Genomic DNA, 22,138 nt, shown 5'->3' on the forward strand with positions numbered 1-22,138 from the left:
ATGGATATCAAACGCACGATCCTGATCGTCGCCCTGGCAATCGTGTCCTACGTCATGGTTCTTAAATGGAACCAGGACTATGGTCAGGCTGCCCTGCCGACTCAGAATGTTGCTTCCAGTACGACTACATCCGGTTTGCCGGACACCGCCACTGGCAATAACGCTGCAGCCAGTGACGATATTCCGCGCGCCGCAAGCGATACCAGCGCACCTGCCGAAACACCGGTCGCCGCCAGCAAGGATCTGATCCAGATCAAAACCGACGTGCTCGATCTGGCGATCGATCCACAGGGCGGTGACGTTGCGCAACTGACCTTGCCTCTGTATCCACGTCGTCAGGATCGTCCGGACGTTCCGTTCCAGCTGTTCGACAACGGCGGCGAGCGTATCTATCTGGCGCAAAGCGGTCTGATCGGCACCAACGGTCCGGACGCCAGCCCGGCCGGTCGCCCGATCTACTCCTCGGAGAAGAAGACTTATCAACTGGCTGACGGTCAGGACCAATTGGTCGTCGACCTGAAGTTCAGCAAGGACGGCGTCAAATACATCAAGCGTTTCACCCTGAAACGTGGCCTGTATGACGTGACCGTGACTTATCTGATCGACAACCAGAGCGCTCAGCCTTGGTCCGGTTCGATGTTTGCCCAGCTGAAACGCGATGCAAGCGCCGATCCTTCGTCGACCACAGCTACTGGCACTGCGACTTACCTGGGCGCCGCCCTGTGGACAAGTTCCGAGCCGTACAAGAAAGTGTCCATGAAAGACATGGACAAAGGTCAGCTCAAGGAAACCGTCACCGGTGGCTGGGTAGCCTGGCTGCAACACTACTTCGTGACTGCATGGGTTGCTCCGAAGGGCGAAAACAACATCGTCCAGACCCGTAAAGACAGCAAAGGCAACTACATCATCGGTTACACCGGTCCTTCGCTGACCGCCGCACCGGGTGCAAAAGTCGAGACCAGTGCTGTTCTTTACGCCGGTCCGAAAAGCCAGGCTGTACTGAAAGAGTTGTCCCCAGGTCTGGAACTGACCGTCGACTACGGCATTCTGTGGTTCATTGCCCAGCCGATCTTCTGGCTGCTGCAACATATCCACGCCATCGTCGGCAACTGGGGCTGGTCGATCATCTTCCTGACCATGCTGATCAAAGGGATCTTCTTCCCGCTGTCGGCCGCCAGCTACAAGTCGATGGCCCGCATGCGTGCCGTGGCTCCGAAACTGGCTGCACTGAAAGAACAACATGGCGATGACCGGCAGAAAATGTCGCAAGCCATGATGGAGCTGTACAAGAAAGAGAAGATCAATCCGCTGGGCGGCTGCTTGCCGATCCTCGTGCAGATGCCGGTTTTCCTTTCCCTGTACTGGGTTCTGCTGGAAAGCGTGGAAATGCGTCAGGCGCCGTTCATGCTGTGGATTACCGACCTGTCGATCAAGGATCCGTTCTTCATCCTGCCGATCATCATGGGCGCGACCATGTTCATCCAGCAGCGTCTGAACCCGACTCCTCCGGATCCGATGCAGGCGAAGGTCATGAAAATGATGCCGATCATCTTCACCTTCTTCTTCCTGTGGTTCCCAGCTGGTCTGGTGCTGTACTGGGTTGTGAACAACTGCCTGTCGATTGCCCAACAGTGGTACATCACGCGTAAGATCGAAGCGGCGACGAAAAAAGCCGAGGCGTAACTTACTCTGTGGATAACACCACTCAAAACGCCCCCTAGTGGGGCGTTTTGCTATCTGCCATTTTTGTCTGGATACCGGTTTATGAGCGCACCTCGTGAAACCATCGCAGCCGTCGCTACTGCCCAGGGCCGTGGCGGCGTGGGCATCGTTCGAATTTCCGGGCCGCTGGCCAGCGTGGCGGCCAAGGCCATTAGCGGCCGCGAGCTGAAACCCCGATTTGCCCACTACGGCCCCTTCTTCAGTGACGATCAACAGGTGCTGGATGAAGGTCTGGCGCTGTATTTCCCCGGGCCGAACTCGTTCACCGGCGAAGATGTGCTGGAACTCCAGGGCCACGGTGGTCCGATCGTCCTTGATATGTTGCTCAAGCGTTGTCTGGAACTGGGTTGCCGTCTGGCCCGGCCGGGTGAGTTCAGCGAGCGCGCCTTCCTCAATGACAAACTCGACCTGGCCCAGGCCGAGGCCATCGCCGACCTGATCGAAGCCAGTTCCGCACAGGCTGCACGTAATGCCTTGCGTTCCTTGCAAGGTGCATTTTCCCAGCGTGTGCATAACCTCACCGAACAGCTGATCGGCTTGAGGATTTATGTCGAAGCAGCCATTGATTTTCCGGAAGAAGAAATCGACTTCCTCGCCGATGGCCATGTATTGGGCATGCTCGACAAGGTACGCGACGAGTTATCCACCGTCCTGCGTGAAGCCGGGCAGGGTGCGCTGCTGCGTGATGGCATGACGGTGGTGATTGCCGGTCGTCCGAATGCCGGCAAATCCAGCCTGTTGAATGCGCTGGCCGGGCGAGAAGCCGCCATCGTGACGGAAATCGCCGGTACGACCCGGGATATCCTGCGCGAACATATCCACATCGATGGCATGCCGCTGCATGTCGTAGACACCGCCGGATTGCGCGATACCGACGACCATGTGGAAAAAATCGGCGTCGAACGTGCGTTGAAAGCCATTGGCGAAGCCGATCGGGTACTGCTGGTGGTCGACGCCACGGCGCCGGAAGCTGCAGATCCTTTCGCGTTATGGCCTGAATTCCTTGAAACCCGACCAGATCCGGCAAAGGTCACCCTGATTCGCAATAAAGCGGATCTCACCGGTGAAGCGATTGCCCTGGAAGTCAGCGACGATGGCCATGTAACTATCAGCCTGAGCGCCAAGGCTGCCGGCGAAGGCCTGGATCTGCTGCGCGATCACCTCAAGGCCTGCATGGGTTACGAGCAGACCTCGGAAAGCAGTTTCAGCGCACGCCGCCGCCACCTGGAAGCATTGCGTCATGCCAGCGCGTCTCTGGAACACGGCCGTGCACAGCTGACTCTGGCAGGGGCTGGCGAACTGTTGGCAGAAGATCTGCGCCAGGCTCAGCAGTCTCTCGGGGAAATTACCGGGGCGTTCAGCTCCGATGATCTGCTCGGGCGGATCTTTTCCAGTTTCTGCATCGGTAAATAACCCTTCCGTTGTCCACAGGCAGGTCCATTCGCGACCTGTCTGTTTCTCCTTTTCGCATTCCTTCCTTTCCAGTGCCGGGCAGATTCCTTCTCCCCGAGCGGATTTCCCCTGTCCGCTGCATGCTCATTCATCCGATTTCTGTGGATTAAGCCCTGTGAATAACTGCCGCTGAGGGCAGTTGATAACAGCGCCTGAAAACTGAACATAACTGCCTCTGTGGATAACAGCCCCATTCATCCACAGGCTTACACCGGTTATCCAAGGGCCTCATGGGCAGATGGGCACAGGGTTTTGAATCTCTGTACATATTGAAAATAAAGGCCTGTGGCAATCTATCCACAGAAATCACGGGCAGTAAGAATAAGCTTTAAAACAAAGGTTTTATAAATTTCTCTCTTTTTTATTCTTTTAACCGCGAGTTCTCCACAGCTGGTTAAATTTTGTGCAAAGGGTTCTTTAGGAAGGGCGAAGTCCCTATACTTGTCGACCAGGTCCAGAAACCTGATCTCAAACTATTCCTGAATTACCTACTTAAGCAGGCACGAGGTGCGTGGTGGATTTCCCTTCCCGTTTTGAAGTGATCGTCATCGGCGGCGGTCATGCCGGTACCGAGGCAGCACTGGCCTCAGCACGCATGGGTGCAAAAACCCTTCTGCTGACGCACAACGTGGAAACCCTCGGTGCCATGAGCTGCAACCCGGCCATCGGCGGCATTGGCAAAAGTCATCTGGTCAAGGAAATCGACGCCCTCGGCGGCGCGATGGCCATCGCTACCGATCTGGGTGGCATCCAGTTTCGCGTGTTGAACAGCCGTAAAGGCCCGGCCGTACGTGCAACCCGTGCACAAGCTGACCGGATTCTTTACAAGGCAGCTGTCCGCGAAATCCTGGAAAACCAGCCGAACCTGTGGATATTTCAACAAGCCGCCGACGACCTGATCGTCGAGCAGGAACAAGTACGCGGTGTTGTCACGCAAATGGGTCTGCGTTTCTTCGCCGATTCCGTGGTGTTGACCACCGGTACCTTCCTGGGCGGACTTATCCACATCGGTTTGCAGAATTTTTCCGGCGGTCGCGCCGGTGATCCGCCATCGATTGCCCTGGCGCACCGTCTGCGTGAACTGCCGCTTCGTGTCGGTCGCCTGAAAACCGGTACGCCACCGCGTATCGACGGCAAGTCTGTGGATTTCTCGGTAATGACCGAGCAGCCAGGCGATACGCCGATCCCGGTGATGTCGTTCATGGGCAACAAGGAACAACATCCACGGCAAGTCAGTTGCTGGATTACCCACACCAACGCCCGCACCCACGAAATAATCGCCGCGAACCTCGACCGTTCGCCGATGTATTCCGCTGCCGGCGAAATCGAAGGCATCGGCCCGCGTTATTGCCCGTCCATCGAAGACAAGATTCATCGCTTTGCCGACAAGGAAAGCCATCAGGTGTTCATCGAGCCGGAAGGCCTGACCACCCATGAGCTGTATCCGAACGGGATATCCACAAGCTTGCCGTTCGACGTGCAACTGCAGATCGTGCAATCGATACGCGGCATGGAAAACGCGCACATCGTGCGTCCGGGTTATGCGATCGAGTACGACTACTTCGATCCGCGTGACCTGAAGTACAGCCTGGAAACCAAAGTCATCGGCGGTTTGTTCTTTGCCGGCCAGATCAACGGCACCACCGGTTACGAAGAAGCCGGCGCCCAAGGTTTGCTGGCTGGCGCGAACGCCGCATTGCGTGCCAAAGGCAAAGAAGCCTGGTGCCCGCGTCGCGATGAAGCGTACATCGGGGTATTGGTCGACGACCTGATTACCCTCGGTACCCAAGAGCCGTACCGCATGTTCACTTCCCGTGCCGAGTACCGCCTGATCCTGCGTGAGGACAACGCCGACCTGCGTCTGACCGAAAAAGGTCGCGAACTGGGTCTGGTCGATGACGCGCGCTGGGCGGCGTTCTGCAAGAAGCGCGAAAACATCGAGCTGGAAGAGCAGCGCCTGAAAAGCACCTGGGTTCGCCCGGGCACCCAGCAGGGTGATGCGATTGCTGAAAAATTCGGCACGCCGCTGACTCACGAATACAACCTGCTCAATCTCTTGAGCCGTCCGGAAATCGACTACGCTGGTCTGGTCGAAGTGACCGGGCAGGGCGCGGAAGATCCACAGGTCGCCGAGCAGGTCGAGATCAAGACCAAATACGCCGGTTACATCGACCGTCAACAGGACGAAATCGCCCGTCTGCGTGCAAGCGAAGACACGAAACTGCCTGTGGATATCGATTACACCAACATTTCCGGTCTCTCCAAGGAGATCCAGAGCAAGCTGGGTGCCACGCGTCCCGAGACGCTCGGCCAGGCTTCGCGGATCCCGGGTGTGACCCCGGCAGCGATTTCGCTGTTGATGATTCATTTGAAAAAACGCGGCGCGGGCCGTCAGTTGGAGCAAAGCGCTTGAGTTCTAAGGTTACTTCGCAACACGCCGAAGAGTTATCCACAGGAGCCCGCGAGCTCGGTGTCAACCTCACTGAAACCCAGCACGAATTGCTGCTGGGTTATCTGGCCCTGTTGATCAAATGGAACCAGGCCTACAACCTGACCGCTGTTCGTGATCCGGACGAAATGGTTTCCCGTCACTTGCTCGACAGCCTCAGCGTGATGTCGTTCATCGAAAACGGCCGCTGGCTGGACGTCGGCAGCGGCGGTGGCATGCCGGGGATCCCTTTGGCGATCCTGTATCCGGACTCGCAAGTGACTTGCCTGGACAGCAATGGCAAGAAAACCCGCTTCCTGACTCAGGTCAAACTCGAACTCAAACTGGATAACCTGCAAGTTATCCACAGTCGCGTTGAAGCGTTCCAGCCTGCACAGCCGTTCAACGGGATCATTTCCCGGGCGTTCAGCAGCATGGAGAACTTCACTAACTGGACTCGCCACCTCGGCGACGCCGATACGCGCTGGCTGGCAATGAAGGGCGTCCATCCGGCCGATGAGCTGGTAGCATTGCCGGCAGACTTCAAACTCGATAGCGAACACGCCCTGGCCGTACCCGGTTGCCAAGGCCAACGCCATCTGCTGATACTGCGCCGCACGGCATGATTGGGAACACAAGCAAGAATGGCTAAGGTATTCGCGATAGCGAACCAGAAGGGTGGTGTGGGCAAGACCACCACCTGCATCAACCTCGCAGCATCCCTGGTCGCGACCAAGCGCCGGGTGCTGTTGATCGATCTCGATCCACAGGGCAACGCCACCATGGGTAGCGGTGTGGATAAACATGGCCTGGAAAACTCGGTCTACGACCTGCTGATCGGCGAATGCGATCTGGCTCAGGCCATGCACTTCTCGGAACACGGCGGTTATCAACTGCTGCCGGCCAACCGTGACCTGACGGCGGCCGAAGTGGTACTGCTGGAAATGCAGATGAAGGAAAGCCGTCTGCGCAGCGCGCTGGCGCCGATCCGGGAAAACTACGATTACATTCTGATCGACTGCCCGCCGTCGCTGTCGATGCTCACACTGAACGCACTGGTCGCGGCTGACGGGGTGATTATCCCCATGCAGTGCGAGTACTTTGCGCTCGAAGGTTTGAGCGACCTTGTGGATAACATCAAGCGCATCGCCGAACTGCTGAACCCGAACCTGAAAGTCGAAGGCCTGCTGCGGACCATGTACGACCCGCGCCTGAGCCTGATGAACGACGTATCGGCCCAGCTCAAGGAACACTTCGGCGACCAGCTGTACGACACCGTCATCCCGCGCAACATCCGTCTGGCCGAAGCCCCGAGCTACGGCATGCCGGCGCTGGCCTACGACAAGCAATCGCGTGGCGCGCTGGCCTATCTGGCCCTGGCGGGCGAGATGGTTCGCCGTCAGCGCAAAAATTCACGCATCGCCGCTGCCCAGCCAACTTAAGGAATCCCCATGGCCGTCAAGAAACGAGGTCTCGGACGAGGACTGGATGCACTGCTGAGCGGTCCGACTGTCAGCTCGCTGGAAGAACAGGCGGCGCAGGCTGACAGCCGTGAGTTGCAGCACCTGCCGCTGGACTTGCTGCAACGCGGCAAGTATCAGCCGCGCCGGGACATGGATCCGCAGGCGCTGGAAGAGCTGGCTCAGTCGATCAAGACTCAAGGCGTGATGCAGCCGATCGTGGTTCGCCCGATTGGTGGTGGCCGTTTTGAAATCATCGCCGGCGAGCGCCGCTGGCGTGCAAGTCAGCAGGCCGGGCAGGAAACCATTCCGGCCATGGTCCGCGATGTGCCGGATGAAACCGCGATCGCCATTGCGCTGATCGAGAACATCCAGCGCGAAGACCTGAATCCGATCGAGGAAGCGGTGGCCCTGCAGCGCCTGCAGCAGGAATTCCAGCTCACCCAGCAACAGGTGGCCGAGGCTGTGGGTAAGTCCCGCGTCACGGTAGCCAACCTGTTGCGCCTGATTGCGCTGCCGGAAGTCATCAAGACCATGCTGTCCCACGGGGACCTGGAAATGGGCCATGCCCGTGCATTGCTCGGTCTGCCGGACAATCAGCAGGTGGAAGGGGCGCGACATGTTGTCGCACGCGGTCTTACCGTGCGCCAGACTGAGGCACTGGTTCGCCAGTGGTTGAGTGGCAAACCCGAGCCTGTGGAACCTGCAAAACCGGACCCGGATATCGCCCGCCTCGAGCAGCGTCTGGCCGAGCGCCTAGGCTCTGCGGTGCAGATCCGCCACGGGAAGAAGGGAAAGGGTCAGTTGGTGATCGGTTACAACTCTCTCGATGAGCTTCAGGGTGTGCTTGCACACATCCGCTGAAACAATTCCTCTTGTAGCGCGCAGTCGGAAATCACTACCTGACAGTTGAATAGGGGCAGAACCGCCCCTATACTCTGCGCGCATTTTGTCGGCACAAATTATGCCAAGTTATTGAATTTCGGCAGCCGACCATTGGAGAGCAATAGTGATGGAAACCCGCAAGCCAAACCGCCTGCCGTTCCATCGCCTGGCGGTTTTTCCGGTGTTGATGGCTCAATTTGTCATTTTGCTCATTGCCGCTTTGGCGCTCTGGCAATGGCACGGAGTCGTTGCCGGATACTCGGGACTTTGCGGAGGCCTGATAGCCTTGCTGCCCAATGTTTATTTCGCTCACAAGGCATTTCGGTTTTCCGGCGCCCGAGCAGCCCAGTCCATCGTCCGGTCTTTCTATGCCGGCGAGGCAGGCAAACTGATTTTGACGGCAGTGCTGTTTGCACTGGTGTTTGCAGGTGTGAAGCCACTGGCGCCGATCGCTGTATTCGGCGCCTTCGTGCTGACTCAGTCGGTCAGCTGGTTCGCTCCCCTGCTGATGAGAACAAGACTTTCGAGACCTTAGGGCGTTTGAGGCAACCATGGCAGAAACAACCGCTTCGGGCTATATCCAGCACCACTTGCAGAACCTGACCTTCGGTCAGCTACCCAACGGCGGCTGGGGCTTTGCCCACACCGCAGCAGAAGCCAAGGAAATGGGCTTCTGGGCTTTCCACGTCGATACCCTCGGCTGGTCGGTCGCACTGGGTCTGATCTTCGTCATTCTTTTCCGCATGGCGGCCAAGAAGGCGACTTCCGGTCAGCCAGGTGCACTGCAGAACTTCGTTGAAGTCCTGGTCGAATTCGTCGATGGCAGCGTGAAAGACAGCTTCCATGGCCGTAGCCCGGTGATCGCACCGCTGGCACTGACCATCTTCGTCTGGGTGTTCCTGATGAACGCCGTCGACCTGGTACCGGTCGACTGGATTCCTCAGTTGGCCATCCTGATCTCCGGCGACCACCACATCCCGTTCCGTGCCGTGTCGACCACCGACCCGAACGCGACCCTGGGCATGGCGTTCTCGGTTTTCGCACTGATCATTTTCTATAGCATCAAGGTCAAGGGCCTCGGCGGCTTCATCGGCGAGCTGACCCTGCACCCGTTCGGCAGCAAGAACATCTTCGTTCAGGCGCTGCTGATCCCGGTGAACTTCCTGCTGGAATTCGTGACCCTGATCGCCAAACCGATCTCTCTGGCTCTGCGTCTGTTCGGCAACATGTATGCCGGCGAGCTGGTGTTCATCCTGATCGCTGTGATGTTCGGCAGCGGCCTGCTCTGGCTGAGCGGCCTGGGCGTTGTCCTGCAGTGGGCGTGGGCTGTGTTCCACATCCTGATCATCACCCTGCAGGCGTTCATCTTCATGATGCTGACCATCGTCTACCTGTCGATGGCGCACGAAGAAAACCATTAAGACCGGTCTCGACCAGTCTGATGTCCTTCCCGGTAGCACGGGGAGGGGCTCCTCACGGGGCACCATGAAACGATTTGTTTTACCGCTTTAATCTAAAAAACCTAAACCATACGACGTAAAAGTCGGGAGGAAAGATGGAAACTGTAGTTGGTCTAACCGCTATCGCTGTTGCACTGTTGATCGGCCTGGGCGCACTGGGTACCGCAATTGGTTTCGGCCTGCTGGGCGGCAAGTTCCTGGAAGGCGCAGCGCGTCAGCCAGAAATGGTTCCAATGCTGCAAGTTAAAATGTTCATCGTTGCCGGTCTGCTCGACGCCGTAACCATGATCGGTGTTGGTATCGCTCTGTTCTTCACCTTTGCGAACCCGTTCGTTGGTCAAATCGCTGGCTAATCATTCGGACTTTCCGAGTGATTTGGTGTGATGGACAACGTAACTGCGAGGTGTTGGCGTGAACATTAATGCGACCCTGATTGGCCAGTCCGTTGCGTTCCTGATTTTTGTACTGTTCTGCATGAAGTTCGTATGGCCTCCGGTCATCGCAGCTCTGCACGAACGTCAAAAGAAGATCGCTGATGGTCTGGACGCTGCCAGCCGTGCAGCTCGCGACCTGGAGTTGGCCCAAGAGAAAGCGGGTCAGCAACTGCGCGAAGCGAAAGCTCAGGCAGCTGAAATCATCGAGCAAGCCAAGAAACGCGGTAACCAGATTGTCGAAGAGGCCGTTGAAAAGGCCCGTGTCGACGCTGACCGTGTGAAGGTTCAGGCTCAAGCCGAGATCGAACAGGAACTGAACAGTGTCAAAGACAAGCTGCGCGCCCAAGTGGGCTTGCTGGCTGTCGGCGGCGCCGAGAAGATCCTGGGTGCCACAATCGATCAAAACGCGCACGCAGAGCTGGTTAACCAACTGGCTGCTGAAATCTAAGCGAGGGCGATCATGGCAGAACTGACCACGTTGGCCCGACCTTACGCTAAGGCGGCCTTCGAGCACGCTCAGGCCCACCAGCAACTGGCCAATTGGTCAGCCATGCTCGGCCTGGCTGCAGCGGTGTCGCAAGACGACACCATGCAGCGCGTGCTCAAGGCCCCGCGACTGACGAGCGCAGAAAAGGCCGCCACGTTCATTGACGTGTGCGGCGACAAGTTTGATGCCAAGGCACAGAACTTCATCAATGTCGTTGCCGAAAACGACCGTCTCCCGCTTCTGCCGGAGATCGCTGCTCTTTTCGACCTGTACAAGGCCGAACAAGAGAAATCGGTAGACGTTGAAGTGACCAGTGCTTTTGCATTGAACCAAGAACAGCAAGACAAACTCGCCAAGGTTCTCAGTGCACGACTCAACCGGGAAGTGCGCCTGCAAGTTGCGGAGGATGCTGCCCTTATAGGCGGTGTCGTTATCCGCGCCGGCGACCTGGTTATCGATGGCTCGATTCGCGGCAAAATCGCGAAACTTGCCGAAGCATTGAAATCTTGAGTTTGAAGGGGCAGCAGAGCAATGCAGCAACTCAATCCTTCCGAAATAAGTGAAATTATCAAGGGCCGCATCGAAAAGCTCGATGTGACCTCCCAAGCCCGTAACGAAGGCACTGTCGTCAGCGTATCTGACGGTATCGTGCGGATTCACGGTCTGGCCGACGTCATGTACGGCGAGATGATCGAGTTTCCGGGCGGCGTCTACGGTATGGCCCTCAACCTGGAGCAAGACTCCGTAGGTGCCGTTGTACTGGGCGCATACACGACTCTGGCTGAAGGCATGAGCGCCAAGTGCACCGGCCGCATCCTCGAAGTTCCGGTTGGTAAGGAACTGCTGGGTCGCGTTGTCGACGCACTGGGTAACCCTGTTGACGGCAAAGGTCCACTGGGCAACACCGAGACCGACGCGGTCGAGAAAGTTGCTCCGGGCGTGATCTGGCGTAAGTCGGTAGACCAGCCTGTACAGACTGGCTACAAGGCTGTCGATGCCATGATCCCTGTCGGCCGTGGCCAGCGTGAGCTGATCATCGGTGACCGTCAGATCGGCAAGACCGCTCTGGCGATCGACGCGATCATCAATCAGAAAGACAGCGGCATTTTCTGCGTTTACGTGGCAATCGGTCAGAAGCAATCGACCATCGCCAACGTGGTTCGCAAGCTGGAAGAAAACGGTGCACTGGCTAACACCATCATCGTTGCAGCGAGCGCTTCGGAATCTGCAGCACTGCAGTTCCTGGCTCCGTACTCCGGTTGCACCATGGGCGAATTCTTCCGCGACCGCGGTGAAGACGCGCTGATCGTTTATGACGATCTGTCCAAGCAAGCAGTGGCTTACCGCCAGATTTCCCTGCTGCTGCGCCGTCCACCAGGCCGTGAAGCTTACCCAGGCGACGTGTTCTATCTCCACTCCCGTCTGCTGGAGCGCGCATCCCGCGTTTCGGAAGAGTACGTAGAGAAGTTCACCAACGGCGCAGTGACCGGCAAAACCGGTTCCCTGACCGCACTGCCGATCATCGAAACCCAGGCTGGCGACGTTTCCGCGTTCGTTCCGACCAACGTGATTTCCATCACCGACGGTCAGATCTTCCTGGAATCGGCCATGTTCAACTCGGGCATCCGCCCAGCAGTGAACGCCGGTGTTTCGGTATCCCGTGTGGGTGGTGCCGCTCAGACCAAGATCATCAAGAAGCTGTCCGGTGGTATCCGTACCGCTCTGGCTCAGTACCGTGAACTGGCGGCATTCGCCCAGTTCGCTTCTGACCTGGACGAAGCGACCCGCAAGCAACTTGAGCATGGTCAGCGCGTTACCGAGCTGATGAAGCAGAAGCAATACGCACCTATGTCGATCGCCGACATGGCGCTGTCGCTGTATGCCGCTGAGCGTGGGTTCCTGACTGACATTGAAATCGCCAAGATCGGCAGCTTCGAACAAGCGCTGATTGCTTTCTTCAACCGCGATCACGCCGACTTGATGGCGAAGATCAACGTTAAAGGTGACTTCAATGACGAAATCGACGCTGGCCTGAAAGCCGGTATCGAGAAGTTCAAGGCCACCCAAACCTGGTAAGCCGCAGCGGGAGCCGCAAGGCTCCCGCTTGCTAACCTGATAGGTGTTACATGGCAGGCGCAAAAGAGATTCGCAGTAAGATTGCGAGCATCAAAAGCACGCAAAAAATTACCAGCGCCATGGAAAAAGTGGCGGTCAGCAAAATGCGCAAGGCACAAATGCGCATGGCTGCTAGCCGTCCTTATGCGGAGCGTATCCGCCAGGTAATTGGGCATCTGGCCAACGCCAACCCGGAATACCGCCATCCGTTCATGATCGACCGCGCCATCAAGCGCGTTGGTTATGTCGTGGTGAGCAGTGACCGTGGTCTGTGCGGCGGCTTGAACACCAACCTGTTCAAGGCCCTGGTCAAGGACATGGCGGTAAACCGCGAAAACGGCGTCGAGATTGATCTGTGTGTCGTTGGTAGCAAGGGTGCGGCCTTTTTCCGCAACTTCGGCGGTAACGTCGTTGCAGCTATCAGCCACCTGGGTGAAGAGCCGTCGATCAATGATCTGATCGGCAGCGTCAAGGTGATGCTGGATGCCTATCTGGACGGCCGTATTGACCGCCTGTCCGTGGTATCCAACAAGTTCATCAACACCATGACGCAACAGCCTACCGTGGAGCAGTTGATTCCGCTGGTAGCGACCCCGGATCAGGATCTCAAGCACCACTGGGACTACCTCTACGAACCAGACGCCAAAGAGCTGCTTGACGGCTTGATGGTGCGTTACGTGGAGTCGCAGGTGTACCAGGCGGTGGTCGAGAACAACGCGGCCGAACAAGCTGCGCGGATGATCGCGATGAAGAACGCTACCGACAACGCCGGTGATTTGATCAGCGATTTGCAGCTGATCTACAACAAGGCGCGTCAGGCTGCGATCACCCAAGAGATCTCGGAAATCGTCGGCGGCGCTGCCGCGGTTTAACGGTTCAAATATTCAGAGGATCCAGCTATGAGTAGCGGACGTATCGTTCAAATCATCGGCGCCGTTATCGACGTGGAATTTCCACGCGACAGCGTACCGAGCATCTACGACGCCTTGAAGGTTCAAGGCGCCGAAACCACTCTGGAAGTTCAGCAGCAGCTGGGCGACGGCGTGGTTCGTACCATTGCGATGGGCTCCACCGAAGGCTTGAAGCGCGGTCTGGACGTCAACAACACTGGCGCAGCCATCTCCGTACCGGTCGGTAAAGCGACTCTGGGCCGGATCATGGACGTACTGGGCAACCCGATCGACGAAGCTGGCCCGATCGGCGAAGAAGAACGCTGGGGTATCCACCGCGCAGCTCCTTCCTTCGCAGAACAGGCTGGCGGCAACGAGCTGCTGGAAACCGGCATCAAGGTTATCGACCTGGTTTGCCCGTTCGCCAAGGGCGGTAAAGTCGGTCTGTTCGGTGGTGCCGGTGTAGGCAAGACCGTAAACATGATGGAACTGATCCGTAACATCGCCATCGAGCACAGCGGTTATTCCGTGTTCGCCGGTGTGGGTGAGCGTACTCGTGAGGGTAACGACTTCTACCACGAGATGAAGGACTCCAACGTTCTCGACAAGGTAGCGCTGGTCTACGGTCAGATGAACGAGCCACCAGGAAACCGTCTGCGCGTAGCGCTGACCGGCCTGACCATGGCCGAGAAGTTCCGTGACGAAGGTAACGACGTTCTGCTGTTCGTCGACAACATCTATCGTTACACCCTGGCCGGTACCGAAGTATCCGCACTGCTGGGCCGTATGCCTTCGGCAGTAGGTTACCAGCCGACCCTGGCTGAAGAGATGGGCGTGCTGCAAGAGCGCATCACTTCGACCAAGCAAGGTTCGATTACTTCGATCCAGGCCGTATACGTACCAGCGGACGACTTGACTGACCCGTCGCCAGCGACCACGTTTGCTCACCTGGACGCCACCGTCGTTCTGTCCCGTGACATCGCTTCCCTGGGTATCTACCCGGCGGTAGACCCACTGGACTCGACTTCGCGTCAGCTGGACCCGAACGTGATCGGCAACGATCACTACGAGACCGCTCGCGGCGTTCAGTACGTGCTGCAGCGTTACAAAGAGCTGAAGGACATCATCGCGATCCTGGGTATGGACGAGCTGTCGGAAGCCGACAAGCAGTTGGTAAACCGTGCTCGTAAGATCCAGCGCTTCTTGTCGCAGCCGTTCTTCGTGGCTGAAGTCTTCACCGGTGCTTCGGGTAAATACGTTTCCCTGAAAGACACCATTGCTGGCTTCAAAGGCATCCTCAACGGTGACTACGACCACCTGCCAGAACAAGCGTTCTACATGGTCGGCGGCATCGAAGAAGCGATCGAGAAAGCCAAGAAACTGTAATCCCGGCGCCCGGCAACGGGCGCTCATTTAGGTTGAGGCAATCAGATGGCTATGACAGTCCATTGCGATATCGTCAGCGCGGAAGGAGAAATCTTTTCCGGCCTGGTCGAGATGGTGATTGCGCACGGTGCTCTGGGTGATCTTGGTATCGCTCTGGGTCACGCGCCGCTGATCACGAATCTCAAGCCGGGTCCGATCCGCCTGATCAAGCAAGGCGGGGAAGCCGAGGTGTTCTACATCTCCGGTGGTTTCCTCGAGGTTCAGCCGAACATGGTCAAGGTGCTTGCCGATACCGTGCAACGTGCCGCCGACCTGGATGAAGCTCAGGCTCAGGCAGCTCTCAAGGCTGCCGAAGCTGCTCTGCATGAGAAGAGCGCAGATTTCGACTACGGAGCTGCGTCCGCACGTCTGGCCGAGGCTGCAGCTCAGCTGCGCACCGTCCAGCAGATCCGCAAGAAGTTTGGCGGTTAATCCGTCAGCCACTTGTTGTGCGATTGATAAAAAAGGGTAGCCTCGGCTACCCTTTTTTCTTTTCAGAATTCTACAAACCCGGTCGCAGTTGCTGACCACCCAGGATTGGTAGCCAGTCATGTCTCTTGAAATCGTAATCCTCGCGGCCGGTCAAGGCACACGCATGCGTTCGGCACTGCCGAAAGTGCTGCACCCGATTGCCGGCGATTCCATGCTCGGTCATGTTATCCACAGCGCCCGTCAGCTCGATCCGCAGCGCATCCATGTTGTCATCGGCCATGGTGCCGATGTGGTGCGCGAGCGCCTGGCCGCCGATGACCTCAATTTCGTCCTGCAGGACAAGCAATTGGGTACCGGCCACGCGACTGCCCAGGCCGTACCGTTCATTACGTCCGATACCGTTCTGATCCTCTACGGTGACGTGCCGCTGATCGAAGTCGAAACCCTGCAGCGGCTGCTCAAGCACGTCGTTCCCGGCCAGATGGGTTTGTTGACCGTCGAACTGGACGACCCGACCGGTTATGGCCGCATCGTGCGCGACGCCAGCGGCAAGGTTGCAGCAATCGTCGAGCACAAGGACGCCACTGAAGCTCAACGCGCGATCACCGAAGGCAATACCGGGATTCTCGCGGTACCTGCCAGCCATCTGGCTGACTGGATGGGGCGTCTGTCGAACAACAACGCCCAGGGCGAGTACTACCTGACCGACGTGATTGAAATGGCGGTCGGTGATGGCCTGGTGGTTGCGACCGAGCAACCCCACGATCCGATGGAAGTGCAGGGCGCCAACGATCGCAAGCAACTGTCGGAACTGGAGCGTCATTATCAGTTGCGTGCCGGCCGTCGCCTGATGGCCCAGGGCGTGACCCTGCGTGACCCGGCCCGGTTCGACGTGCGTGGTGAAGTGACCGTCGGTCGCGATGTGCTGATCGACATCAACGTCATTCTCGAAGGCAAAGTGGTCATCGAAGACGACGTGGTGATCGGCCCGAACTGCGTGATCAAGGACAGCACACTGCGCAAAGGCGTCTTGATCAAGGCCAACAGCCATATCGAAGGCGCGGTGCTGGGTGAAAACAGCGACGCCGGCCCGTTTGCCCGACTGCGTCCAGGCACCGTGCTCGAAGCCCGTGCCCATGTGGGTAACTTCGTCGAACTGAAAAACGCTCGCATGGGGGAGGGCGCCAAGGCCGGACACCTGACTTATCTGGGTGATGCCGAGATCGGTGCCCGCACCAACATCGGCGCCGGCACCATCACTTGCAACTACGATGGCGCCAACAAGTGGAAAACCGTGTTGGGCGAAGACGTGTTCATCGGCTCCAACAATTCGCTGGTGGCGCCTGTGGATATCTCTGCCGGTGCGACGACGGCGGCCGGTTCGACCATCACCCAGAATGTGGATAACGCTCAGTTGGCAGTAGGCCGTGCAAGGCAGAGGAACATCGAAGGCTGGAAACGGCCGGAGAAAATCAAGAAGAGCTGAGTTATCCACAGCGCTTCAATCTGAAAGATCGCTGCCTACGGGCAGCGATTTTTTTTCATCGCCGGCTTGACGGTTTTGCTTCGATAGGTTTTGATTGCTTTCATTATCTTTCGAATCGAAACATAGCGCGCCATGTCGAAACGCAATACACCCCAACGTCGTCACAACATCCTGGCCTTGCTCACCGAGCAGGGTGAAGTGAGTGTCGACGAACTCGCCAAGCGTTTCGAAACCTCCGAAGTTACGATTCGCAAGGATCTGGCTGCGCTGGAAAGCCATGGTCTGTTGCTGCGCCGTTATGGTGGAGCGATCACCATGCCCCAGGAACTGGTGGCCGACGTCAGTCAGAACGTTTCCAAATACAAGCAGGCGATTGCCCGCGCTGCGGTGACACGCATTCGCGAACACGCCCGCATCATCATCGACAGCGGCAGCACCACGGCCGCGATGATTCCCGAGCTCGGCCAGCAGCCGGGCCTGGTGGTGATGACCAATTCCCTGCACGTCGCCAACGCCCTGAGCGAACTCGAGCATGAACCGGTCCTGCTGATGACCGGCGGCACCTGGGATCCCCATTCGGAATCCTTTCAGGGCCAGGTCGCCGAGCAGGTACTACGCTCTTACGACTTCGATCAATTGTTCATCGGTGCCGACGGCATCGATCTGGTGCGTGGCACCACCACCTTCAATGAGTTGCTCGGCCTGAGCCGGGTGATGGCGGAAGTGGCGCGGGAAGTGGTCGTGATGGTCGAGGCCGACAAGATCGGCCGCAAGATTCCAAACCTGGAACTGCCGTGGAGCAGTGTCCATACCCTAATCACCGATGATCGCCTGCCGCAGGAGGCACGGGATCAGATTCAGGCTCGCGGTATCAATTTGATTTGCGCGACGGTCAGTCAGGAGAAATAAGCATGTGTGGAATTGTCGGCGCGGTAGCTGAACGTAATATCACCGCCATCCTGGTCGAAGGCCTCAAGCGCCTCGAATACCGGGGTTATGACAGTGCCGGTGTGGCGGTGTACACCAATGAAGGCACGCTGGAACGCACCCGTCGTGTGGGCAAGGTCAGCGAACTGGACGCGGCTCTGGCGGAACACCCGCTGGTTGGCCGTCTCGGTATCGCCCACACCCGTTGGGCAACCCACGGTGCGCCGAGCGAACGCAATGCTCACCCGCATTTCTCCGGCAACGTCGCGGTGGTGCACAACGGCATCATCGAGAACCATGAAGCGCTGCGTGAGCAACTCAAGGCTCAGGGTTACGTGTTCTCTTCCGACACCGACACCGAAGTCATCGCCCACCTGCTGACCGAAAAACTCAAGACGCTGCCGGACCTGACCGACGCCCTGAAGGCAACGGTCAAGGATCTGCATGGCGCCTACGGCCTTGCGGTCATCCACGCGCTGCAACCGGATCGCCTGGTCGCGGCTCGCAGCGGCAGCCCGCTGGTGATCGGTCTGGGCCTGGGCGAGAACTTCCTCGCGTCCGACCAACTGGCCCTGCGTCAGGTCACCGACCGTTTCATGTATCTGGAAGAGGGCGATATCGCCGAAATCCAGCGTGACAAGGTGCAGATCTGGGACGTGACCGGCAAAGCCGTCGAGCGCCAGACCGTGCAGTACACCGACGGTGCCGAAGCCGCCGACAAGGGCGAGTTCCGCCACTACATGCTCAAGGAAATCCACGAGCAGCCTTCCGTGGTGCAACGCACCCTGGAAGGTCGCCTCAGCCCGAACCAGGTGCTGGTGCAGGCCTTCGGCCCACAAGCTGCCGAGCTGTTCGCCAAAGTGCGCAACGTTCAGATTGTTGCCTGCGGCACCAGTTACCATGCCGGCATGGTTGCCCGTTACTGGCTCGAAGAGCTGGCCGGGATTCCGTGCCAGGTCGAAGTCGCCAGTGAGTTCCGCTACCGCAAGGTTGTGGTGCAGCCGGACACACTGTTTGTCACCATTTCCCAGTCCGGCGAAACCGCCGACACCTTGGCGGCCCTGCGTAACGCCAAGGAGCTGGGTTTCCTGGGTAGCCTGGCGATCTGCAACGTCGGCATCAGTTCGCTGGTGCGCGAATCCGATCTGACCCTGCTGACCCAGGCCGGTCGCGAAATCGGCGTGGCTTCGACCAAGGCGTTCACCACGCAACTGGTTGGCCTGCTGTTGCTGACCCTGTCGCTGGGCCAGGTGCGCGGCACGCTGGGCAAAGACGTTGAAGCCACGCTGGTCGAAGAACTGCGTCGCTTGCCAACCCGTCTGGGCGAAGCACTGGCCATGGACAGCACCGTGGAAAAGATCGCCGAACTGTTCGCCGACAAGAACCACACCCTGTTCCTCGGTCGTGGCGCGCAATATCCGGTAGCGATGGAAGGGGCCCTGAAACTCAAGGAAATCTCTTACATCCACGCCGAAGCTTATCCTGCCGGCGAACTGAAGCATGGCCCGCTGGCGCTTGTGGATAACGACATGCCGGTGGTGACCGTGGCGCCGAACAACGAACTGCTCGAGAAGCTCAAGTCCAACCTGCAGGAAGTCCGTGCCCGTGGCGGCGAACTGATCGTGTTCGCTGACGAGAAGGCCGGGATGACCAACGGCGAAGGCACCCACGTGGTGCAGATGCCGCACATCCACGACATCCTGTCGCCGATCCTCTACACCATCCCGCTGCAACTGCTGTCGTACTACGTTGCTGTGCTCAAGGGCACTGACGTTGACCAGCCGCGTAACCTGGCCAAGTCGGTGACGGTGGAATAAGTTATCCACACGCAGTAATAAACGACCACAGCCTGGAGACTCATTGGGTCTCCAGGCTGTGGGATGTTTCCCACTTTTTGTTACCGAACACCCCAGCGCGGTGCAATGCCACGCTCCTGTAACAGCCTCTCTGCTTTCAAAAAGCGCCCCTTCGAAAAAAAATCAATCACTAATACCCCGTGATTTCGGTGTCCTCAGCGATGTTCGCTGGTTTTGTCGGACAGCTTCTTCATAAGTTGGCCGTTCAATTGCATATGCTTGTATGTACAAGTAAAGACGTATGCATACGAGTTGAAAGAAACCGAGCATCACGTCCACTGATTCGCTTGTCGCGCATTGAAGCGCACAAGCCGCTTGCCCATCGCCAGGGTTGGTTTGAATTGATCGCTGAGGAGTCTTTTTCGTGACTGACAACAAGCCTACAAAATTCCGCAATGTCGAAATCCGTGCCGCCCGCGGCAACAAGCTGACCGCCAAGAGCTGGCTGACCGAAGCGCCGCTGCGCATGCTGATGAACAACCTCGACCCGGAAGTGGCCGAGAACCCGAAAGAGCTGGTGGTCTACGGTGGCATCGGCCGCGCTGCGCGCAACTGGGAGTGCTACGACAAGATCGTTGAAAGCCTGACCAACCTGAATGACGACGAAACCCTGCTGGTGCAGTCCGGCAAGCCGGTCGGCGTGTTCAAGACCCACAGCAATGCGCCGCGCGTGCTGATCGCCAACTCCAACCTGGTGCCGCACTGGGCGACCTGGGAACACTTCAACGAACTCGACGCCAAGGGCCTGGCCATGTACGGCCAGATGACCGCCGGCAGCTGGATCTACATCGGCAGCCAGGGCATCGTCCAGGGCACCTATGAAACCTTCGTTGAAGCCGGTCGCCAGCATTACAACTCCAACCTCAAGGGCCGCTGGGTCCTGACCGCGGGCCTCGGCGGCATGGGCGGCGCCCAGCCGCTGGCCGCGACCCTGGCCGGTGCCTGCTCGCTGAACATCGAATGCCAGCAGGTGAGCATCGATTTCCGCCTGAAAAGCCGTTACGTCGACGAGCAGGCCAAAGACCTCGACGACGCCCTGGCGCGCATTGAAAAGTACACCAAGGAAGGCAAAGCGATCTCCATCGCGCTGCTGGGCAACGCCGCCGAAATCCTCCCGGAACTGGTCCGTCGCGGCGTGCGCCCGGACATGGTCACCGACCAGACCAGCGCCCACGACCCGCTCAACGGTTACCTGCCGGCCGGCTGGACCTGGGACGAATACCGCGCCCGCGCCAAGACCGAACCGGCCGCTGTCATCAAAGCCGCCAAGCAATCGATGGCGGTCCACGTCAAAGCCATGCTGGATTTCCAGAAGCAAGGCATCCCGACCTTCGACTACGGCAACAACATTCGTCAGATGGCTCAGGAAGAGGGCGTCGAGAACGCCTTCGACTTCCCGGGTTTCGTCCCGGCCTACATCCGTCCGCTGTTCTGCCGTGGCATCGGCCCGTTCCGCTGGGCGGCGCTGTCGGGTGATCCACAGGACATCTACAAGACCGACGCCAAAGTCAAAGAACTGATCCCGGACGACGCCCACCTGCACAACTGGCTGGACATGGCCCGCGAGCGCATCAGCTTCCAGGGTCTGCCGGCGCGCATTTGCTGGGTCGGCCTGGGGCAACGCGCCAAGCTCGGTCTGGCGTTCAACGAAATGGTCCGTCGCGGCGAGCTGTCGGCGCCGATCGTGATCGGCCGCGACCACCTCGACTCCGGCTCGGTATCGAGCCCGAACCGTGAAACCGAATCGATGCAGGACGGCTCGGATGCCGTGTCCGACTGGCCACTGCTCAACGCCCTGTTGAACACCGCGAGCGGCGCGACCTGGGTGTCGCTGCACCACGGTGGCGGCGTCGGCATGGGCTTCTCGCAGCACTCGGGCATGGTGATTGTCTGCGACGGTACGGATGAAGCAGCCGAGCGTATCGCTCGCGTGCTGCACAACGACCCGGGCACCGGTGTGATGCGTCACGCCGATGCCGGTTACCAGATCGCCATCGACTGCGCCAAGGAGCAGGGCTTGAACCTGCCAATGATTACTTCGGTTAAAGGAGCCTGAACATGACTGCACTGAACCTGATCCCTGGCCAACTGAGCCTGTCGCAACTGCGTGACGTCTACCAGAACCCGGTCAAACTGACCCTCGACTACAGCGCTGCTGCACAGATCGAAGCCAGCGTCGCCTGCGTCGAGCAGATCCTCGCCGAGAACCGTACCGCCTACGGCATCAACACCGGTTTCGGCCTGCTGGCCTCGACCCGCATCGCCAGCGAAGACCTGGAAAACCTCCAGCGTTCGCTGGTGCTGTCCCACGCCGCCGGCGTCGGCCAGCCGATCAGCGATGAGCTGGTGCGCCTGATTATGGTGCTCAAGGTCAACAGCCTCAGCCGTGGTTTCTCCGGTATCCGCCGCGTGGTGATCGATGCGCTGATCGCCCTGATCAACGCCGAGGTTTACCCGCACATTCCGCTGAAAGGTTCGGTCGGTGCTTCCGGTGACCTCGCGCCATTGGCGCACATGTCGCTGGTGCTGCTGGGCGAGGGCAAGGCGCGCTACAAGGGCGAGTGGATGGAAGCCACTGAAGCGCTGAAAGTCGCCGGTCTGACGCCGCTGACTTTGGCGGCGAAAGAAGGTCTGGCGCTGCTCAACGGCACGCAGGTATCCACCGCATTCGCGCTGCGC

The 22,138-nt window shown here is 58.6% G+C and carries 20 protein-coding genes; all 20 read left to right on the top strand.

The genetic code is table 11. The features are described 5' to 3' along the window. The gene (yidC, locus tag M5B98_RS26160; protein ID WP_248744415.1) at positions 1 to 1,683 is read left to right on the top strand and encodes a membrane protein insertase YidC; all 1,683 of its coding nucleotides are present in this window, start codon (positions 1 to 3) and stop codon (positions 1,681 to 1,683) included. 81 nt (positions 1,684 to 1,764) lie between these two features. Continuing rightward, positions 1,765 to 3,135: a tRNA uridine-5-carboxymethylaminomethyl(34) synthesis GTPase MnmE gene (gene mnmE / locus M5B98_RS26165; protein ID WP_248744416.1), complete on the top strand. Its 1,371-nt coding sequence runs from the start codon at positions 1,765 to 1,767 to the stop codon at positions 3,133 to 3,135. Positions 3,136 to 3,688: 553 nt separating this feature from the next. Continuing rightward, positions 3,689 to 5,587: a tRNA uridine-5-carboxymethylaminomethyl(34) synthesis enzyme MnmG gene (gene mnmG, locus M5B98_RS26170; protein ID WP_114886523.1), complete on the top strand. Its 1,899-nt coding sequence runs from the start codon at positions 3,689 to 3,691 to the stop codon at positions 5,585 to 5,587. Beyond that, entirely contained in the window at positions 5,584 to 6,228 is a 645-nt protein-coding gene (gene rsmG / locus M5B98_RS26175; RefSeq protein ID WP_007911906.1) for a 16S rRNA (guanine(527)-N(7))-methyltransferase RsmG, read from the top strand. Before mnmG ends, rsmG begins: the two co-directional genes overlap by 4 nt. 18 nt (positions 6,229 to 6,246) lie before the next feature. Continuing rightward, entirely contained in the window at positions 6,247 to 7,044 is a 798-nt protein-coding gene (locus M5B98_RS26180; RefSeq protein ID WP_085713099.1) for a ParA family protein, read from the top strand. 9 nt (positions 7,045 to 7,053) lie between these two features. Further along, complete coding sequence (locus tag M5B98_RS26185) at positions 7,054 to 7,926, top strand: ParB/RepB/Spo0J family partition protein (RefSeq protein WP_085713100.1); 873 nt, start codon at positions 7,054 to 7,056, stop codon at positions 7,924 to 7,926. A 148-nt stretch (positions 7,927 to 8,074) separates the two neighbouring features. Then, entirely contained in the window at positions 8,075 to 8,482 is a 408-nt protein-coding gene (locus M5B98_RS26190) for a F0F1 ATP synthase subunit I (protein WP_003229783.1), read from the top strand. A 16-nt stretch (positions 8,483 to 8,498) separates the two neighbouring features. Beyond that, positions 8,499 to 9,368: a F0F1 ATP synthase subunit A gene (gene atpB, locus M5B98_RS26195; protein ID WP_085686128.1), complete on the top strand. Its 870-nt coding sequence runs from the start codon at positions 8,499 to 8,501 to the stop codon at positions 9,366 to 9,368. Between the two features lie 134 nt (positions 9,369 to 9,502). After that, positions 9,503 to 9,760, top strand: coding sequence for a F0F1 ATP synthase subunit C (gene atpE / locus M5B98_RS26200; protein ID WP_003097235.1), 258 nt, complete (start codon positions 9,503 to 9,505; stop codon positions 9,758 to 9,760). A gap of 58 nt (positions 9,761 to 9,818) precedes the next feature. After that, positions 9,819 to 10,289: a F0F1 ATP synthase subunit B gene (locus tag M5B98_RS26205; protein WP_007954149.1), complete on the top strand. Its 471-nt coding sequence runs from the start codon at positions 9,819 to 9,821 to the stop codon at positions 10,287 to 10,289. A 12-nt stretch (positions 10,290 to 10,301) separates the two neighbouring features. Continuing rightward, a complete protein-coding gene (locus M5B98_RS26210) occupies positions 10,302 to 10,838 on the top strand; it encodes a F0F1 ATP synthase subunit delta (protein ID WP_007911956.1) in 537 nt (178 codons plus the stop codon). A gap of 21 nt (positions 10,839 to 10,859) precedes the next feature. Continuing rightward, positions 10,860 to 12,404 carry a F0F1 ATP synthase subunit alpha gene (gene atpA, locus M5B98_RS26215; RefSeq protein WP_085606310.1) on the top strand — a complete coding sequence of 515 codons (1,545 nt, stop codon included), beginning with the start codon at positions 10,860 to 10,862 and terminating at the stop codon, positions 12,402 to 12,404. 50 nt (positions 12,405 to 12,454) lie between these two features. Next, a complete protein-coding gene (gene atpG, locus M5B98_RS26220; RefSeq protein ID WP_008084419.1) occupies positions 12,455 to 13,315 on the top strand; it encodes a F0F1 ATP synthase subunit gamma in 861 nt (286 codons plus the stop codon). A 27-nt stretch (positions 13,316 to 13,342) separates the two neighbouring features. After that, positions 13,343 to 14,719, top strand: coding sequence for a F0F1 ATP synthase subunit beta (gene atpD, locus M5B98_RS26225; protein ID WP_007954162.1), 1,377 nt, complete (start codon positions 13,343 to 13,345; stop codon positions 14,717 to 14,719). Positions 14,720 to 14,764: 45 nt separating this feature from the next. Next, positions 14,765 to 15,190 carry a F0F1 ATP synthase subunit epsilon gene (locus M5B98_RS26230; protein WP_007954164.1) on the top strand — a complete coding sequence of 142 codons (426 nt, stop codon included), beginning with the start codon at positions 14,765 to 14,767 and terminating at the stop codon, positions 15,188 to 15,190. A gap of 118 nt (positions 15,191 to 15,308) precedes the next feature. Continuing rightward, positions 15,309 to 16,676 (top strand): bifunctional UDP-N-acetylglucosamine diphosphorylase/glucosamine-1-phosphate N-acetyltransferase GlmU, encoded by a 1,368-nt coding sequence (gene glmU, locus M5B98_RS26235; RefSeq protein WP_248744417.1) that lies wholly within the window; start codon positions 15,309 to 15,311, stop codon positions 16,674 to 16,676. Between the two features lie 132 nt (positions 16,677 to 16,808). Beyond that, positions 16,809 to 17,585, top strand: a complete 777-nt coding sequence (locus tag M5B98_RS26240; RefSeq protein WP_248744418.1) for a DeoR/GlpR family DNA-binding transcription regulator — start codon at positions 16,809 to 16,811, stop codon at positions 17,583 to 17,585. Between the two features lie 2 nt (positions 17,586 to 17,587). Next, positions 17,588 to 19,420, top strand: a complete 1,833-nt coding sequence (gene glmS / locus M5B98_RS26245) for a glutamine--fructose-6-phosphate transaminase (isomerizing) (protein WP_248744419.1) — start codon at positions 17,588 to 17,590, stop codon at positions 19,418 to 19,420. A gap of 403 nt (positions 19,421 to 19,823) precedes the next feature. Then, entirely contained in the window at positions 19,824 to 21,515 is a 1,692-nt protein-coding gene (hutU, locus tag M5B98_RS26250; RefSeq protein ID WP_248744420.1) for a urocanate hydratase, read from the top strand. Positions 21,516 to 21,517: 2 nt separating this feature from the next. Further along, a partial coding sequence (locus tag M5B98_RS26255; RefSeq protein WP_248744421.1) for an aromatic amino acid lyase occupies positions 21,518 to 22,138 on the top strand: 621 nt, incomplete at its 3' end.

It is taken from the genome of Pseudomonas sp. MWU12-3088 (genome assembly GCF_023242405.1).
GTDB lineage: Bacteria > Pseudomonadota > Gammaproteobacteria > Pseudomonadales > Pseudomonadaceae > Aquipseudomonas > Aquipseudomonas kribbensis.

Coding starts and splice junctions, on each gene's coding strand:
- yidC (WP_248744415.1), top strand. CDS start 1: ATGGATATCAAACGCACGATCCTGATCGTCGCCCTGGCAATCGTGTCC.
- mnmE (WP_248744416.1), top strand. CDS start 1,765: ATGAGCGCACCTCGTGAAACCATCGCAGCCGTCGCTACTGCCCAGGGC.
- M5B98_RS26180 (WP_085713099.1), top strand. CDS start 6,247: ATGGCTAAGGTATTCGCGATAGCGAACCAGAAGGGTGGTGTGGGCAAG.
- M5B98_RS26185 (WP_085713100.1), top strand. CDS start 7,054: ATGGCCGTCAAGAAACGAGGTCTCGGACGAGGACTGGATGCACTGCTG.
- M5B98_RS26190 (WP_003229783.1), top strand. CDS start 8,075: ATGGAAACCCGCAAGCCAAACCGCCTGCCGTTCCATCGCCTGGCGGTT.
- atpB (WP_085686128.1), top strand. CDS start 8,499: ATGGCAGAAACAACCGCTTCGGGCTATATCCAGCACCACTTGCAGAAC.
- atpE (WP_003097235.1), top strand. CDS start 9,503: ATGGAAACTGTAGTTGGTCTAACCGCTATCGCTGTTGCACTGTTGATC.
- M5B98_RS26210 (WP_007911956.1), top strand. CDS start 10,302: ATGGCAGAACTGACCACGTTGGCCCGACCTTACGCTAAGGCGGCCTTC.
- atpA (WP_085606310.1), top strand. CDS start 10,860: ATGCAGCAACTCAATCCTTCCGAAATAAGTGAAATTATCAAGGGCCGC.
- atpG (WP_008084419.1), top strand. CDS start 12,455: ATGGCAGGCGCAAAAGAGATTCGCAGTAAGATTGCGAGCATCAAAAGC.
- atpD (WP_007954162.1), top strand. CDS start 13,343: ATGAGTAGCGGACGTATCGTTCAAATCATCGGCGCCGTTATCGACGTG.
- M5B98_RS26230 (WP_007954164.1), top strand. CDS start 14,765: ATGGCTATGACAGTCCATTGCGATATCGTCAGCGCGGAAGGAGAAATC.
- glmU (WP_248744417.1), top strand. CDS start 15,309: ATGTCTCTTGAAATCGTAATCCTCGCGGCCGGTCAAGGCACACGCATG.
- M5B98_RS26240 (WP_248744418.1), top strand. CDS start 16,809: ATGTCGAAACGCAATACACCCCAACGTCGTCACAACATCCTGGCCTTG.
- glmS (WP_248744419.1), top strand. CDS start 17,588: ATGTGTGGAATTGTCGGCGCGGTAGCTGAACGTAATATCACCGCCATC.